The 15,370-nt window shown below is 61.9% G+C and carries 16 protein-coding genes; 12 read left to right on the top strand and 4 right to left on the bottom strand.

The genetic code is table 11. The features are described from left to right. The first annotated feature begins 2 nt into the window (after nucleotides 1–2). From mfnA to metG, 3 genes are all read left to right on the top strand, one after another. Nucleotides 3–1,088: a tyrosine decarboxylase MfnA gene (mfnA, locus tag HYG82_RS40530; RefSeq protein WP_179263809.1), complete on the top strand. Its 1,086-nt coding sequence runs from the start codon at nucleotides 3–5 to the stop codon at nucleotides 1,086–1,088. Between the two features lie 292 nt (nucleotides 1,089–1,380). Beyond that, complete coding sequence (locus tag HYG82_RS40525) at nucleotides 1,381–2,622, top strand: MFS transporter (RefSeq protein WP_179263807.1); 1,242 nt, start codon at nucleotides 1,381–1,383, stop codon at nucleotides 2,620–2,622. Nucleotides 2,623–2,825: 203 nt separating this feature from the next. Further along, the gene (gene metG / locus HYG82_RS40520; RefSeq protein WP_179263805.1) at nucleotides 2,826–4,997 is read left to right on the top strand and encodes a methionine--tRNA ligase; all 2,172 of its coding nucleotides are present in this window, start codon (nucleotides 2,826–2,828) and stop codon (nucleotides 4,995–4,997) included. Between the two features lie 121 nt (nucleotides 4,998–5,118). Here metG and HYG82_RS40515 read toward each other — a convergent pair whose 3' ends face one another. After that, nucleotides 5,119–5,406 carry a GYD domain-containing protein gene (locus tag HYG82_RS40515; RefSeq protein ID WP_179263797.1) on the bottom strand — a complete coding sequence of 96 codons (288 nt, stop codon included), beginning with the start codon at nucleotides 5,404–5,406 and terminating at the stop codon, nucleotides 5,119–5,121. A 138-nt stretch (nucleotides 5,407–5,544) separates the two neighbouring features. Between HYG82_RS40515 and pyk the strand changes: the two genes are divergently transcribed. From pyk to HYG82_RS40490, 5 genes are all read left to right on the top strand, one after another. Beyond that, complete coding sequence (gene pyk / locus HYG82_RS40510; protein ID WP_179263795.1) at nucleotides 5,545–7,329, top strand: pyruvate kinase; 1,785 nt, start codon at nucleotides 5,545–5,547, stop codon at nucleotides 7,327–7,329. A gap of 64 nt (nucleotides 7,330–7,393) precedes the next feature. Continuing rightward, nucleotides 7,394–7,801, top strand: coding sequence for a DUF7312 domain-containing protein (locus tag HYG82_RS40505; protein WP_179263793.1), 408 nt, complete (start codon nucleotides 7,394–7,396; stop codon nucleotides 7,799–7,801). Between the two features lie 192 nt (nucleotides 7,802–7,993). After that, nucleotides 7,994–8,617 (top strand): NfeD family protein, encoded by a 624-nt coding sequence (locus tag HYG82_RS40500; RefSeq protein WP_179263791.1) that lies wholly within the window; start codon nucleotides 7,994–7,996, stop codon nucleotides 8,615–8,617. A gap of 71 nt (nucleotides 8,618–8,688) precedes the next feature. Further along, nucleotides 8,689–9,870: an SPFH domain-containing protein gene (locus tag HYG82_RS40495; protein ID WP_179263789.1), complete on the top strand. Its 1,182-nt coding sequence runs from the start codon at nucleotides 8,689–8,691 to the stop codon at nucleotides 9,868–9,870. 239 nt (nucleotides 9,871–10,109) lie between these two features. Beyond that, nucleotides 10,110–10,727, top strand: coding sequence for a winged helix-turn-helix transcriptional regulator (locus HYG82_RS40490; protein ID WP_179263787.1), 618 nt, complete (start codon nucleotides 10,110–10,112; stop codon nucleotides 10,725–10,727). 31 nt (nucleotides 10,728–10,758) lie between these two features. On the opposite strand, the gene HYG82_RS40485 is transcribed toward HYG82_RS40490, so the two are convergent. The 3 genes from HYG82_RS40485 to yjjX form a co-directional block, all read right to left on the bottom strand. Further along, on the bottom strand, nucleotides 10,759–11,430 hold the full coding sequence (locus HYG82_RS40485) for an HAD family hydrolase (RefSeq protein WP_179263785.1): 672 nt from the start codon (nucleotides 11,428–11,430) through the stop codon (nucleotides 10,759–10,761). A gap of 117 nt (nucleotides 11,431–11,547) precedes the next feature. Continuing rightward, nucleotides 11,548–11,769, bottom strand: coding sequence for a DUF7123 family protein (locus tag HYG82_RS40480; RefSeq protein WP_179264661.1), 222 nt, complete (start codon nucleotides 11,767–11,769; stop codon nucleotides 11,548–11,550). A gap of 252 nt (nucleotides 11,770–12,021) precedes the next feature. Then, a complete protein-coding gene (gene yjjX, locus HYG82_RS40475) occupies nucleotides 12,022–12,546 on the bottom strand; it encodes an inosine/xanthosine triphosphatase (protein ID WP_179263783.1) in 525 nt (174 codons plus the stop codon). 218 nt (nucleotides 12,547–12,764) lie between these two features. Here yjjX and HYG82_RS40470 point away from each other — a divergent pair, with 218 nt between their 5' ends. From HYG82_RS40470 to HYG82_RS40455, 4 genes are all read left to right on the top strand, one after another. Continuing rightward, a complete protein-coding gene (locus HYG82_RS40470; RefSeq protein WP_179263781.1) occupies nucleotides 12,765–13,745 on the top strand; it encodes a transcription initiation factor IIB in 981 nt (326 codons plus the stop codon). 66 nt (nucleotides 13,746–13,811) lie between these two features. Continuing rightward, complete coding sequence (locus tag HYG82_RS40465) at nucleotides 13,812–14,486, top strand: type I 3-dehydroquinate dehydratase (RefSeq protein WP_179263779.1); 675 nt, start codon at nucleotides 13,812–13,814, stop codon at nucleotides 14,484–14,486. 60 nt (nucleotides 14,487–14,546) lie between these two features. Beyond that, nucleotides 14,547–14,984, top strand: coding sequence for a zinc ribbon domain-containing protein (locus HYG82_RS40460; protein WP_179263778.1), 438 nt, complete (start codon nucleotides 14,547–14,549; stop codon nucleotides 14,982–14,984). A gap of 179 nt (nucleotides 14,985–15,163) precedes the next feature. Then, entirely contained in the window at nucleotides 15,164–15,325 is a 162-nt protein-coding gene (locus tag HYG82_RS40455) for a DUF7331 family protein (RefSeq protein ID WP_179263776.1), read from the top strand. The last annotated feature ends 45 nt before the right edge of the window (nucleotides 15,326–15,370 follow it).

Below are 15,370 nucleotides of genomic sequence, written 5' to 3'. Positions count from 1 at the left end.
ATATGCAAATCGAGCCGCAAGCGTTCGACCGGGTTCTTTCGTCGATGTGTACGGAGCCCCACCCGGTCGCACGCGACGCGGCCGAGCGGTTTCTCGCGACGAACCCCGGCGATCCCGGCACCTATCCGAACGTGACGGCACTCGAAGACGATGCCATCGCCCTCCTCGGCGACATCGCAGGCCTGGACGATCCGTCGGGCTACATTACCAGCGGCGGAACCGAGGCAAACATTCAGGCCGTTCGAATAGCCCGTGAGCGGGCCGACACCCGCTCGCCGAACGTCGTCATGCCCGAGTCGGGACACTTCAGTTTTCAGAAAGCCGCCGACTTGCTCGGCGTCGAACTGCGAGTCGTCCCGACCGACGACAGGTATCGGGCCGACCTCGAGGCCGTGCGCGCAAGCGTCGACGACGATACCGTACTGGTGATCGGCGTCGCCGGGACGACGGAGTACGGCCGCGTCGACCCGATTCCGGAACTCGGCGACATCGCCCACGCCGCAGGGTCCATGCTCCACGTCGACGCCGCCTGGGGCGGGTACGTCCTTCCGTTTACCGACTACGAATGGCATTTCGACCACGCCGCCGTCGATACGATGGCGATCGATCCGCACAAGATGGGGCAGGCAGCGGTTCCCGCCGGCGGATTGCTCGTTCGTTCCCCGGACTTGCTCGACGAACTCGCCGTCGAAACGCCCTACCTCGAGTCGACGTCCCAGGCGACGTTGACCGGAACCCGCTCGGGTGCGGGCGTCGCGAGCGCGGTCGCCGCGATGGAGGAACTGTGGCCCGACGGATACCGGCGACAGTACGTCCGTTCGCAGAACAACGCCGAGTGGCTCGCCGACGCCCTCGAAAAGCGGGGTTATCGGGTCGCCGATCCGACGCTGCCGCTGGTTGCAGCCGACGTCCCCCGATCGACGTTCGACGCGTTGCGGGCGAAAGGGTGGCGCATTTCGAGAACCGCGACCGGCGAACTGCGCGTCGTCTGCATGCCTCACGTCACCCGCGAGATGCTAGCCTCCTTCATCGGGAACCTGGATCGGCTCGAGGTTCGCGCGAGCGTGCCCGTCGCGAGCGACGATTGACCGGATGGCCCGGCCGAACTGAGCGAATCGAGAACGGCTAACGGTGCTCGGCGATCGATCGTCGGACGCTGCGAGTACGTCCGCAAGCGGATCTGGTGTTCGTTAGCCGTCGAACCTCGGAGTGAAAGCTGCGTCAGGTTGACACTCGAGAGCTATCCCTGCACCTATAATATAGTAGTGTTTGTACAGATTCGGCTAAGGAAAAATTTGTATGTTCCATCTATGGGCCATAATGAGAGGTATTTGAAGACACTGGGCTTATCAATATGGATCAGTAAGGACAATACCATCCATGAGTGCTCGCTCGCGATTCGCCGACGTGACCGGCTTGCGTGGGCACCTCTCGGCTCACGACCGACACCTGCTGGGTTATACGACGGTCGCCCACGCGCTCGACCACGCCGTGATGTTGTCGATTCCGCTGTTCGTTCCGATCTGGATCCGACAGTTCGACGTCGGACAGACCGAGATCGGCCTCGCCGTCACGGTGATGGCTGCACTATTCGGCGTGACCGCGATTCCGTCAGGCCTTCTCAGCGATCACCTGGGCGCAGACGTACTCATTCCGATATTTCTCGGAGCGACCGGTGTCGCGCTCTTGCTGATACGGCTAGTCGACGGATTTCTCGGACTCACCGCCGTGCTCGGACTCGTCGGTGCGGCGGCGGGTCTCTATCACCCGCCCGCGTTGAGTCTCATCAGTCGGGAAGGCGACGAACCAAGCAAGGGCTTTGCATACCACGGACTCGGCGCAAACCTCGGGATCGGCCTCGGACCCCTGGTGTTGACGATCGGACTCACCGTCGTCGGGTGGCAGACGCTCCTTCCGCTGCTTGCGATCCCGCTCATCGGCTTTGCGTTCATCTTCTGGTGGCGCGGCCCGGACGACTATCCCGAGGCCGCCGCGTACACGGTCGATGGGGGGATCTGGCAGCAGTTACGCTCGTTCCTGCGCGTGACCTTCGGACTGCTCGTGGTGATGTACGTCGCAGCCGGTCTGTACTACCGCGGGGTTTTGACGTTCCTGCCGCAGTTTCTCGACACCGTCGGCACCCTTCCGGCACTGGACATCGCCGGCGCCACCTTCGAACCCGGCCGCTGGGTCTACTCGGCGATCCTGCTGGTCGGTGCCGTCGGTCAGATCGCAGGGGGTAACCTCGGTGAGCGGTACGGACCCGAGCCGGTACTTCTCGGGGTGTTCGTCGGCACCAGCGCCGTGTTGCTCGCACTCTCCGCGCTCGGGGGAACGACCGTATTGATCGCCGGGTTTCTCTTCGGCACGTTGCTGTTTACGTTACCGCCGCTGCAGTCCGCACTCGTCTCGAAGTACGTTCCGGACGCGAGCCAGGGCCTCGGCTACGGCCTCGTGTTCGCGATCAACTTCGGCGTCGGCTCACTCGGGGCGTCGCTCGCCGGTACCATCCTCGAGGAAGGGTCGTTCGAATCGCTGTTCCAGCTGTTCGCGGTTCTCCCGTTGTTCGCCTTGATCGCCGTGTTCGCTCTCCATCGGTACAGCGCGATACTGCGGAGCTGAAGCGATCAGACGTGAGCCCACCGATCATCACCGTGACGGGTCGGGTAGCAAGATGCGTGTCGGACGCTGTCCCTCCGTCTCGAGAGCGTTGCAGCGATCGGTACGGCGACGTCTAACAGGAGCACCCTGCCTCACCTTTCGTCGCGGTCGATCCGGCGATCGAAACCGGCGGGTTTTACGCCCGCCGACCCTTCGTGGCGACCATGAGCCACGACGAGTTTCCGACGGAGCAGCCCGCCGTCGTGACCTGCGGGTTGCCCTACGCGAACGGCGACCTACACATCGGTCACCTGCGGGGCTACATCGGCGCAGACGCGTTCAACCGCGCGCTCGAGGCGCTGGGTCAGGAATCGATCTACGTCTGCGGATCGGACATGCACGGGACGCCGGTCGCGGTCAACGCCGAACAGGAGGGGGTCGACCCGGAAGACTTCGCGCTGGAATGGCACCACCAGTACGAGGAGACGTTCCCGCAGTTCAACGTCGATTTCGACAATTACGGGCACACTCACGACGAGACCAACACCGAACAGACCCAGGAAATCGTCCAGACACTGGACGAGAAGGGCTACATCTACGAAAAAGAGATTCAGGTCGCCTACGATCCCGAGGCGGACCAGTACCTTCCCGACCGGTACGTCGAAGGGACCTGTCCCTACTGCGGCGCGAAAGCCCGCGGCGACGAGTGCGACGAGGGGTGCCAGCGCCACCTCGAGCCGGGCGAAGTCGAGAATCCGACGAGTACGATCACGGGCAATCCCGCGGAGTACCGCGAGCGAACCCACAAGTTCTTCGAGGTCTCGGAGTTTGCCGACTTTCTCACCGACTTTTTGGACGGTCTCGAGGGGACCTCGAACGCGCGCAACCAGCCCCGGCAGTGGATCGAAGACGGGCTGCAGGACTGGTGTATCACCCGGGATATGGACTGGGGAATCGACTATCCGAACGGAGACGACGGCGGCGATAGCGACCTCGTCCTCTACGTCTGGGTCGATGCGCCGATCGAGTACATCTCCTCGACGAAGCAGTACTCCGAGCGGGTCGGCAAAGACGAATACGACTGGGAGCGAGTCTGGAAGGACGATGTCTCCGCGAGTGAAGCGAACGGAGGCTCGGGAGAGCCCCGATCTTCCGGCGGCGAAATCGTTCACGTCATCGGTCGGGACATCATTCAACACCACACGATCTTCTGGCCGGCGATGCTCGAGGGCGCGGGCTACAATACGCCCCGCGGGATCGCCGCGACCGGTTTCATCACGATCAACGGCAAGGGCCTCTCGACGAGCCGGAACCGGGCAATCTGGGCGAAAGAATATCTCGAGGAGGGGTTCCACCCCGACCTGCTGCGGTACTACCTGACGACGACCGGTGGCCTCCAGCAGGACGTCGACTTCTCGTGGGACGCCTTTCAAGAGAAGGTCAACGGCGAACTCGTCGGCACCGTCGGCAACTTCTGGTACCGGTCGCTGCTCTTCGCCTATCGAAACTACGAGGGAACGCCGGATGCGGACGTTTCCGCAGACGTTCGAGAACGCATCGAGGGCGCGATCGGCGACGTACGCGAAAGCGTCAACGACTACTCCATGCGTGGGGTTGGACAGGCCGCGACCCAGCTCGCGCAGTTCGGGAACGAGTACATCCAGCGAAACGAACCCTGGAAGCTCACCGACGACGAACCCGATGAGGCCGCACAGGTCATCCGCGACTGCGTCCAGATCGCCAAGGCCGTGGCCGTCCTCGTAGAGCCGATCACCCCCGACAAAGCCCAGCAGCTGTGGGGCCAACTCGGCGAAGACGGCGATATCGCAGACGCTCACTTCGAGGACGCACTCGAAGCCCCACCGCGGACCTTCGACGAACCCGGCGAACTCTTCGAAACGATCGAGGACGATCGCGTCGCCGAACTAACCGAAAAACTCGAAGACCGAGTCGAAGCGGCTTCGAGCGACGACGGCGGCGAGTCTACGGACGTCGATGCGGAAACCGAAAGCGACGAAACGGACGCGAGCGAAGCCGAGGACATGGAAGATACTGCTGATCTCGAGGCGCTAACCGAGGAGCGAATCAGTTTCGACGACTTCCAGGAGCTAGATATCCGTGTCGGCAAGATCGAAACGGCCGAGGGGATCGAAGGCGCGGACGACCTCGCGCGCCTCGAGGTCGACATCGGCGTCGAGACACGGCAGGTCGTCGCGGGTATCAAGCAGCTTCACGATCTCGACGAGCTACCCGGCGAGAAATGCGTTCTACTCGCCAACATGGAGAAAGCGGAACTGTTCGGCGTCGAATCGAACGGCATGATACTCGCTGCCGGCGAAGAGGCGGACTTGTTGACGACTCACGGCGACGCGGACGTCGGCGAGAAAATTCGATAGGTCACCCTCCGACTCCCGTTTCGGACCGGCCGGGATCGCTACGGGGTTGATTGTCTCGGCCCGTGTCGGCCGATGGAGGATCGGGACACGCTCGAGAATGTCGGTCGACGTACCGTCGCCATCAGATCTCGTCGACCAGGTTGGCGAACGAATCGGTGTCTACGATTGCCATCGTCTTTCCCTCGAGTCCGTGTCGATGGAGCGTCAGGGCCGACTTGAACGCGGCTTCCCGGTCGGCGGCGTCGAAGATGATGAGGAAGTCGTATTCGCCGAGGACGGCGTACGAGTGTCGGAGTTGCGAGTCGTGTTCTTCGAATTCCGTTTTGATCTCGCCCCAGATCGACGCCAGTTCCTGCGCGTTCTGAACGTCGCGGTCGTCGATGTCGACGAGCGTGGCGTAGGTGGGCATATCCGATCGGAGAACGGAACCGCGAAAAACGGCTCGCGTTGCAAGCGACGGGTCCGACGTCCCGTCTCAAACGGAAAAATGAGAACTCGGACTCGAGTAAGTCCCTATCTTTTAGGCGATGCTCGCCTATTTACCGATATGAGAAACGCGAAGATCGTCTGTACGCTGGGGCCGGCGTCGAACGATCGGGAGACGATACGGGACCTTGCCGCTGCCGGTATGTCCGTCGCGCGGCTCAACGCGAGCCACGGAACCCGCGACGCGCGTGCAGCCCTGATCGATCGCATCCGTGAGGTCGACGAGGAACGAGCGAAGCCAGTCGCAGTCATGCTCGACATGCAGGGTCCGGAGATTCGGACCGCACCGCTGCCCGAGGGCGAGACGGTCACGCTGAAAACGGGCACGGAGATTCGATTCGTCGAGGGAGACGAGGTCTCGCCGGACAGAGTCGGACTCTCGCTGCCGATCGACGCCGTCGAGCCGGGAGATCGCATTCTGCTCGACGACGGACTGATCGAGACGACTGTCCTCACAGACGAAAGACGAGAAGCGGCCGAAGACGGTGCGATTCGCGCACGGGTCGATACCGGTGGTGATCTGGGCGGCCGCAAGGGCGTCAACGTTCCCGGCGTCGACCTGGATCTCGACGTCGTCACCGAGTCGGACCGCAAGGACCTCGAGTTGGCCGCCGAGAAGGGCGTCGACTTCGTCGCGGCGAGTTTCGTCCGCGACGCCGACGACGTATACGCGGTCAACGAGGTACTCGAGGAGGACGGTGCGGATATACCGATCGTCGCAAAAATCGAACGCGCAGGTGCAGTCGAGAACCTGGACGAGATCATCGACGCCGCGTACGGCGTGATGGTCGCACGTGGCGATCTCGGCGTGGAGTGCCCGATGGAAGACGTACCGATGATCCAAAAGCGGATCATCCGCAACTGCCGTGACGCAGGCCGACCGGTCATCACAGCGACGGAAATGCTCGATTCGATGGTCCACGCGCGTCGGCCGACGCGTGCGGAGGCCTCGGACGTGGCGAACGCGGTCCTCGACGGAACCGATGCCGTGATGCTGTCGGCCGAAACCGCGGTCGGCGATCACCCCGTCGCCGTCGTCGATGCGATGGATAGCATCATCTCTCAGGTCGAAAACTCGGGTGAGTACGCCGAGTTGCTCGAGCAACGGGTCCCCGCCTCCGGCGAGGCACGAACGGACGCGCTGGCACGCTCCGCGCGTTTTCTGGCCAGGGATATCGGTGCGGATGCGGTCGTCGCCGCGACGGAATCCGGGTACACGGCGCTGAAGACGGCGAAGTACCGTCCCGGCGTGCCGGTCGTCGCCTCGACGCCGAGTCAGGCGGTGCGCCGTCAGCTCGCACTGACCTGGGGGGTAACGCCGTTGTACGCACCCGTTTCGGATCAGAGTGCCGATGCCGTCGTCGAAAAAGCCGTTCAGGCCGCGCTCGACGCCGGTGTCGCCGCGAGCGGCGATACCGTCGTCGTCCTCTGTGGCATGATGACCGACCTCGAGGGGGCAAACACGACGAATATGCTGAAGGTCCACGTCGCTGCCGACGCGCTGACGACCGGACGAGTCGTCGTCGAAGGTCGAGTGACCGGTCCCATCGTCCGAATTTCGGACGGTGATCTGACGGACGTTCCCGACGGATCGATCCTCGCCCTTACGGACGAATTCGACGAGGAGTTTACCGGTGATACGAGCCGAATCGTCGGTATCGTTGACGCCGAGCGGGGAATGACTGGGTATCCGGCACTTGTCGCCCGCGAACTGAGTCTCCCCATGATCAGCGACGCGGATCTCACAGGTTTCGAGGGGAATGCGGACGGCGATACCGTTACGCTCGACGCTGAACGAGGGGTCGTCTACGGCGGCGATATCGGGGACCGAACCGAGCGGGCCTAACTGACGTGAACCCGTCTCGATGCTGGACCACGGCTTTTTGACGACGGAGAAACTACGAACGGATATGGTAGACGATCCGTCCGGCCACGGTGACGATATCGACGACCAACGGTCCGAGTCGTCGGAGCCGGAACCGGACGACGGTCCGATGGCGAACGCCGATCTGACCGATTCGAGCGGGATCGGCGACGAGTGGGGCGCGAGCGACCGTGTCGAACGAACGGAGACACGCCCCCGCGAGGACGCAGAGACCGAGGACAGCGGGTGGGACGGGATTCCGCTCGATCTCTCCGACTCGAGCGACGCTGACGCGGGCGGAGGAACCCAACCCGAAGACGAGTACGCACCGGAATCCAACTCGACGCCGGTCGAACCCGGAGAGCCAGACCTCGAAAACGCGGTGTTCGTCCTCCTCGGAGCGATCGCGATGCTCCTCGTTCTCCTCCGATTAGTATCGATCCCGTTGGGCTGATCGACGGCCCAGCGTACAGCCGTCAGTGCTGGCTCCTCTCATACGGATCGGGCTCGCACCCGTCGTTCGAACCCGTTTTCGAGCCCGGATCCGATCGCTTCGACGTCCTGACCGTCGCTGTCTGCCGCCGATCGATAAAATCAGTCCTGGATCTCAGTAAACATTTAATCGGGGCGAGACCTAACCTCGACTATGGTCGAATCCCTCATGGGGAACGTGCCGCTGTTGCTTCTAATCGCGGGACTCGTATTGATGGTCCTCGAGGCCCTCTCCCCGGGAGCCCATTTGATCGTCATCGGGATCGCGCTGGTCGGTGCCGGGCTCATCGGCGTGCTTTTTCCGCCCGCAGCGAACGTACTGGTGCTGGCAGGGTTGACGCTCGTAATCGGGCTCGCCGCGGCCTACGTCTACCGGGAGTTCGACTTCTACGGCGGCAAGGGGACGGCACAGACGTCGGACTCGGATTCGCTCGCGGGAACGACGGGTTACGTCACCGAGACAGTTACGAACCGAAGTGGCGAGGTCAAACTCGACGAAGGCGGCTTCGCTCCCTACTACAGTGCGCGGACGACCGGCGGCACGATCGAGGAAGGAGCGGAGATAATCGTTCTCGACCCGGGCGGCGGCAACGTCCTCACCGTCGAATCGATCGACGCGATCGGCGAAGACGAGATCGACCGCGCACTCGCACGTGAACGAGCGACGTCCGGGACCGAGGAGCGAGAGGCTGCCGATGGCGGCGACGAACGGGACGAACCGGGGTCCGGAACCGAACCAGAATCCGGTACGGAGCCTGAAACGGAGAAATCGAGCTGACAGTGTGTTACAGTACCATATGTTGCTAAAATAAGGGAACGCTTTTCTCCCCACCGCCGTAACCTCGAAATATGGTCGTACAATTGTTCCCCATGCAAACCGCCGGCGCCGCTTTGCTGGCCGTCGGTGCGCTCGTCCTCGTCGTCGTGATCGCCGCACTGCTCAGCGCAATCGAAATCGTCGACGCCTACGAGAAACGTGCCCTGACCGTCTTCGGCGAGTACCGCAAGTTGCTCCAGCCCGGGATCAACTTCGTCCCCCCGTTCGTCTCGAACACGTACCGATTCGATATGCGAACCCAGACGCTCGACGTTCCCCGACAGGAGGCGATCACCCGCGATAATTCGCCCGTCACGGCCGACGCAGTCGTCTATATCAAGGTAATGGACGCCAAGAAGGCGTTCCTTCAGGTCGACGACTACAAGCGCGCCGTCTCGAATCTCGCACAGACCACGCTTCGTGCAGTGCTGGGTGACATGGAACTCGACGACACGCTGAACAAACGCCAGGAAATCAATGCCCGCATCCGTACCGAACTCGACGAACCCACCGACGAATGGGGGATCCGCGTCGAATCGGTCGAAGTCCGAGAGGTCAACCCCTCGAAAGACGTCCAGCGCGCGATGGAACAACAGACCTCCGCCGAACGGAAACGACGCGCGATGATCCTCGAGGCGCAAGGTGAACGCCGCAGCGCCGTCGAGAAAGCCGAAGGTGACAAGCAAAGCGAGATCATCCGGGCACAGGGTGAAAAGCAGAGCCAGATCCTCGAGGCGCAGGGTGATGCGATCTCGACCGTGCTGCGCGCGCGCTCTGCCGAATCCATGGGCGAACGCGCGGTCATCGACAAAGGAATGGAAACCCTCGCCGATATCGGGCAGGGCGAATCGACGACGTTCGTCCTCCCACAGGAACTCTCCTCGCTCGTCGGACGCTACGGCAAGCACCTTTCGGGCAGCGACGTCAAAGAGAACGGCGCGGAACTCGAGAGTCGCGAGTTCGACGAAGAAACCCGCGAACTGATCGGTCTCGACGATATCGCCGAGATCATCGGCGAGATAGACCAGGAAGCAGACATGGACGTCGAAGCGATGGAGCAGGAGGCACAGGCTATCAAGGAAGGAAAGGACCCCGCAGAGATATCCGACCCCGACGAGGTCATCGAGGAGATGGATCAAGACTTCCAGAGTCAGGCCGACGGAGGCACCGAGATGCCAACGGAAGACTCGGATGGCTCGTCTACGAGCGACTGAGTGAGCCACGCCACGATCGACCACGACAACCCGTTCGACCGCGTCCGGTTCCGATTTTTCCTCGGTTGAAGATCACCAAACGGTAGTGTTACTGGAGCAGCAGCACCGTTCTAGACGGCAAGTAAGCAGCCACTACCGTTCACCGATCATAACAGTCCGATACGGTACTGGTCGTTTTCCGTGAACAAAGCGGAGCGAAACCTGTTTTACGGGTCGCCTCCAAGGGACCGTAGGCAGCTATGACACCACCCGACGGGGTCGACGACGAGAAACGAGCGACCCTGCGCCGATTCGCCGCCCTCGGTGCCGCTTCTCCGCTAGTCGGACTCTCGGACACAGCCGCGGCTGACACGGGTGAAAGTGATGCCCGCGATGCGATCGCGGGGTATCTCTCCACGACGCCGGGCGCGCACTTCTCGAAGATTCGGGACGATCTCCAGCTCGGGACCGGCGAAACCCAGCATCACCTCCGCCGACTCGAGGAGGTCGACGCCATCGAGCGCTATCGCGACGGCGATTACAAACGGTTCGTCACAGCCGGCAGGTTCGACGAGTTCGAGAAACGGGCACTCGGCTATCTTCGGCGGGAAACGCCTCGCGGGATGTTGATCGAGCTCCTATTGAACCCTGACGCGACGGCGGGCGATCTTGCAACGTCCCTGGACGTCTCTCCACCGACGGTCAGTAAATACGCTGGCGAACTCGAGGAAGCCGGATTACTATCCAGAGACGACGGCTACGCGGTCGAACGGCCGGAGACGGTGCTGGTACTCGTCGTTCGCCACGCGGATTCGTTCGGCGCTCGTGCGCGAACGCTAGCTCGGAATGCCGATCGGTTTCTGACGTACGACGTCTAACGGAAGTAACGGACGTTTCCGGAAAGAACGATTATCCGTTACCGCCGGCCGATTCGAGTACGTCTACTACCTCCTGAAGGGATTCGAGGTCGTACGTCGCGTTCGCCGGGCGTTCGCGCGCGCGGTTGTGCGGTCGCCGGACGAACGCCGTCTCGAGGCCAGCTGCGCGGCCGGCCACGACGTCCTTTGGAGAATCACCGACGTAGACGCCCTCGGTGATGTCGAGTGCGTCCAGTGCCTCCTCGATGTAGTAGGGGTCGGGCTTGCGTCTGTCGTAGCCCTCGAATGTAGGGTCCCGTCCGCGAACGACGTCGAAATCGAACCCGAGGTAGTCGGCGACGAATTCGGCAGTTTCGTGGCGATTGTTGGTGACGAGGCCGACCGTCGTTCGATCGGCGAGATCGCGGATTGCGTCGATATCGTCGTACGTCCCTCGCTCGCCGTCTCGAAGTCGATCGTGGGTTCGACTCGAGGCGTACGTCTCTTTCAGACGCCAGAACTCCGCGGGATCGACGTCGAGATCGACGCAGTGATCTCGGATTCGGTCGTAATCGTGGCGTCTGAAATCGCGTCGCTGTGACGGAGACGGATCGGCTTCCAATTCGACGAGGGCGGCGTCGGCGGCGTTGGCGTACACGTCCGGTTCTGTCCGGGGCCCCTCGAGGATCACCCCATCCATGTCGAATAGTACTGCCGTCGTCATTTACGCGGATTTGTGCCTCGCGATAGAAGAGAGTTCGGCGTTGCCGGCGGCTATCGCTGCATCGAATTTCGGTGCCACACGATTACGGAAGAGAGACCAGTTTCGCTCGTTCTCGGATCAAATATCGACTTTCCAGGTCGTGCTCGAGGAGTAACCCCATTTTTCGATCTCGACGTCGTACTCGCTGCTCTGGAGGGCGGTGATGTTCGAGCCGACCTCTTTCGCCGTCATTCCAAGTTCCTTCCCGATAAGACGAGATTTGAAGTACGTCTTCGTCGCCGCGTTCTCCCGGAGGTACTCCAGAATCTGTTGTTGTTTACTCGTGAGGTCGGGGGCCATTGCAGTGCTCATACTCATTCGAATGTCAGGACTGCCCTTAGGGGGTTTGGTACGCACGGTTAACCCGCTTGCGTCCTGCGATTTCTCTGGTGAGTAATCGGAGAATAATCGACCGGAAAGCTTCCATTGGTACGACCGGTTAAAACATCTCTGAATGAGACTATCGGTAGTTCGTGATCGTGTCGGTCATCGATATGCTGGCTACAGCTACAACGACGGAGACTGCGTCGAGTGAGCAGATTCGAGTCCCAGTTAGCTGTCGGCGTCGTAATAGTCCGTCAGGAAGGGGCCAAACGAACACGAAACTGCCTCACCGAGCGCTTGCGTTCGGTCGGTTAATCCTGCCGTAAGGACGCCCGCCGCTCCTTCAGCCTGGGCGACGTTTTCGGTTCCGAGCATCTCGTCTAGTATCGGTCCCAGCTCCGCTCCCTCCGTAACCCGTTCTGCGACGCGGTCGGGAAGGCGAAGCACCGGGCCTCCGCCTCGCTCCGTCCGAGCCCCGTCCGTCACGGCACCCCACATGATCAGAGAAAGCCCAGGCACCGGCTCGAATCGGGCGATACCACCCTCGAGGCCGACGCCGTAATCAGCACGGGTCGCAGCGAGCGCTCGTCGAGCGCGGTTCTCCGCTCCCCTCACCGTCTCGTCGACCGACCGTGGTTGCTCGCCGACCCCCGAATCGACGTCGATGGCGGTGACGGTCGGATCGTACCGCTCGAGCGTTCGTTCGACGGCGTCGATCTTGACCGGGTTCGTACTTCCAACTGCGATTTCCATACCTTCCGTTCGAGAAGGGGATAATTGGCAGCATCGTTTCATATCTTCCTCTTAACGTTAATGTTACTATCTATCATGCTCTTTAGCCAGAATTATCCAGTTTCGATGGAGATCTGGACAAGATTCCGAAACCATTAAACCTCGAGTGTCTGAACGTGAGAGGTAACGAATCCGTCCGGGCTTTTGCGATTGGTTCGGCCGGGAGCATTCGCCATCGCATGACTAACGCACCATCGAACACGAGAGTACGACGTAGCGATCCCGAAACAAACGAACAGGAAGCCGAAAGCGAATCGACAGACCTGGTCTGTCCCGAGTGTACGGGTCAACTCATCGTCGACGACGAGCACGGAGAGACTGTCTGTGAAGACTGCGGACTCGTCGTCGAGGAGGATTCGGTCGACCGTGGCCCCGAGTGGCGTGCGTTCGACGCCGCAGAAAAGAACGAGAAATCCCGTGTCGGTGCGCCCACGACGAATACGATGCACGACAAAGGACTCTCGACAAACATCGACTGGCGCAATAAAGACGCCTACGGCAATTCGCTCGGCTCGCGCCAGCGCGAGAAGATGCAGCGCCTGCGAAAATGGAACGAGCGATTTCGCACCCGCGACTCGAAGGAGCGAAACCTCAAGCAAGCGCTGGGAGAAATCGATCGGATGGCCTCCGCGCTCGGCCTGCCGACGAACGTCCGTGAAACGGCCAGCGTCATTTATCGGCGAGCGCTCGACGAGGACCTCCTTCCCGGTCGGTCTATCGAGGGCGTCTCGACGGCCTGTGTCTACGCCGCCGCACGTCAGGCCGGCGTTCCCCGAAGTCTCGACGAAATTGCCGACGTCTCCCGCGTAGAGAAAAACGAGATCGCCCGCACCTATCGGTACGTCGTCCGCGAACTCGGTCTCGAGGTCCAACCCGCAGACCCAGAAAGCTACGTGCCTCGTTTCGCTTCGGGTCTCGAGCTCTCGGACGAAGCCGAACACCGCGCACGATCGCTGCTCCAGAACGCCAAGGAGAAAGGCGTCCACTCCGGCAAGTCGCCGGTCGGCCTCGCTGCGGCAGCAGTCTACGCAGCCGCCTTGTTGACCAACGAGAAGACCACCCAGGCCGCGGTCAGCGATGTCGCCGATATCTCCGAAGTCACGATTCGAAATCGGTACCACGAACTCCTCGAAGCCGAGGAGACGGTCGGTCTGGCCTAACGACGGACGCACGAACACTCGCCGGAACGACATCGTTTTTGCCGCGCTCGTTCGCACTGGGTAGTAATGGGAGTAGACTTCGACTCGTTCGTGCTCGCCGCGTCGACCGCGGATCTCACGGACGAACCCGCGGCCCGCAAACACGCCGATGCGATCGAGTTCCGGATGGATCTGGCCGACGACCCGCTGGCGGCGCTCCAGGCCTACGACGGCGAATTGCCGATCCTCGCGACTAACCGCGCCGAGTGGGAAGGCGGCAGAGCTGAAGATCAGGGCCGACTCGAAGCGTTGACCGAAGCGGCCACGTTCGGCCCCGTCGAGGCAATCGACGTCGAACTCGAGTCGATTCTGGACGGCGCGGCCGAGCAGGTACTCGAGGCGGTCCGGAAGCGAAACGTGTCACTCGTGGCATCCGCCCACGATTTCGAGACAACCCCGCCCCGGCCCGAGATGGTTCGAACCTTGACAGAAGCGGGCAAATACGCAGACGTCGCGAAACTGGCGGTCACGGCCGAATCCCGGACGGATACGCTCGCGTTGCTTTCGGCGACCGAGCAACTAACTGCCCACGGCGCTACCGTCGCGACGATGGCGATGGGTCAACTCGGAAGTCACACCCGTGCGGTGGCGCCCGTCTACGGATCAAAAATCGGTTATGCGCCCGTCGACCCCGGGGAAGCGACCGCACCGGGCCAGTACGACCTCGAAACGCTCGCTGACCTGGTGGCCCGACTCGTCTGAATTGAAAACAATCGAAATCGGAATGTTAAGGGCGGGGGTCCCCTACCTTCCCCACGAACAATGACATGGTTCCGCGCGCTTCTCGCTGCCGGCCTCTCGGTGATTATGCCTGGCGCAGGCCACGTCCTCGTCCGCGACTGGCTCCGTGCTGCCGTCTTCGCTGGTCTCTTTTTCATCGCGAGCGCTCTTTTTCTCCCGATCGATCAGATAGCGGCCGCCGGTCCGATAACCAGTTACGACGGGGTACTCGAGCAAGCGACGATCATGGCCGAGGAAACTGACGCGATGGCTCAGTTCCTCCTTTCGTTTATCGCTCTGTTCGCCGCGATCGACGCGACCGTTCGCGCGCTCGGCTATCCGCCCGGCAGTGACACTAAAACAGAGGGTCTGATGTGTCCCGAGTGCGGAAAGGAAATCGACGGGGACCTCGAGTTCTGTCACTGGTGTACGACGCGACTCGATCCCGAGTCGGCTGACGAAGAGACGAGGCAGGCGTAAACGCGCGGGAGCGGCCGCGGTTCAGATCTAGCTCGTCGTCGGCCCCATCCGTCTCCTACTGCGGGAACCACGCGTGATATAATCACCCTAGTAGGATATCGTCGGAGCTCTTTTGCCGCCGCGTCGGATACCGAGGCGCACCTCGTCGACTGCCGACGCAACCGGCGGGAGTGATCTGAATGCAAACGAACGGAAAACAACGCGACGAGCAGGTCGTCACGGCCGACTTCGATATCGATCAGTATGTGAGCTACGCGGACGGCGATGGAACGATCGTTACCGACCGACGGAACCCATCCGCGTGGATTCGGTCAACGGATGTGCGGCCGTGTATCCGATAAGTTGCGAGGACACCGACCCGGATCAAGTTCGAAGTCGAGTTCGAT

Source organism: Natrinema halophilum (genome assembly GCF_013402815.2).
Classification (GTDB): Archaea; Halobacteriota; Halobacteria; order Halobacteriales; family Natrialbaceae; genus Natrinema; species Natrinema halophilum.
This window is presented reverse-complemented; position numbering and strand designations above follow the sequence as displayed.

Bases quoted from the DNA above. Each gene is read 5' to 3' on its own strand.
- HYG82_RS40490 (WP_179263787.1), top strand. From the start codon at position 10,110: ATGACACCACCCGACGGGGTCGACGACGAGAAACGAGCGACCCTGCGC.
- HYG82_RS40515 (WP_179263797.1), bottom strand. From the start codon at position 5,406: ATGCCCACCTACGCCACGCTCGTCGACATCGACGACCGCGACGTTCAG.
- HYG82_RS40495 (WP_179263789.1), top strand. From the start codon at position 8,689: ATGGTCGTACAATTGTTCCCCATGCAAACCGCCGGCGCCGCTTTGCTG.
- HYG82_RS40460 (WP_179263778.1), top strand. From the start codon at position 14,547: ATGACATGGTTCCGCGCGCTTCTCGCTGCCGGCCTCTCGGTGATTATG.
- HYG82_RS40500 (WP_179263791.1), top strand. From the start codon at position 7,994: ATGGTCGAATCCCTCATGGGGAACGTGCCGCTGTTGCTTCTAATCGCG.
- yjjX (WP_179263783.1), bottom strand. From the start codon at position 12,546: ATGGAAATCGCAGTTGGAAGTACGAACCCGGTCAAGATCGACGCCGTC.
- HYG82_RS40455 (WP_179263776.1), top strand. From the start codon at position 15,164: ATGCAAACGAACGGAAAACAACGCGACGAGCAGGTCGTCACGGCCGAC.
- HYG82_RS40470 (WP_179263781.1), top strand. From the start codon at position 12,765: ATGACTAACGCACCATCGAACACGAGAGTACGACGTAGCGATCCCGAA.
- HYG82_RS40485 (WP_179263785.1), bottom strand. From the start codon at position 11,430: ATGACGACGGCAGTACTATTCGACATGGATGGGGTGATCCTCGAGGGG.
- HYG82_RS40480 (WP_179264661.1), bottom strand. From the start codon at position 11,769: ATGGCCCCCGACCTCACGAGTAAACAACAACAGATTCTGGAGTACCTC.
- HYG82_RS40505 (WP_179263793.1), top strand. From the start codon at position 7,394: ATGGTAGACGATCCGTCCGGCCACGGTGACGATATCGACGACCAACGG.
- HYG82_RS40465 (WP_179263779.1), top strand. From the start codon at position 13,812: ATGGGAGTAGACTTCGACTCGTTCGTGCTCGCCGCGTCGACCGCGGAT.
- HYG82_RS40525 (WP_179263807.1), top strand. From the start codon at position 1,381: ATGAGTGCTCGCTCGCGATTCGCCGACGTGACCGGCTTGCGTGGGCAC.
- pyk (WP_179263795.1), top strand. From the start codon at position 5,545: ATGAGAAACGCGAAGATCGTCTGTACGCTGGGGCCGGCGTCGAACGAT.
- mfnA (WP_179263809.1), top strand. From the start codon at position 3: ATGCAAATCGAGCCGCAAGCGTTCGACCGGGTTCTTTCGTCGATGTGT.
- metG (WP_179263805.1), top strand. From the start codon at position 2,826: ATGAGCCACGACGAGTTTCCGACGGAGCAGCCCGCCGTCGTGACCTGC.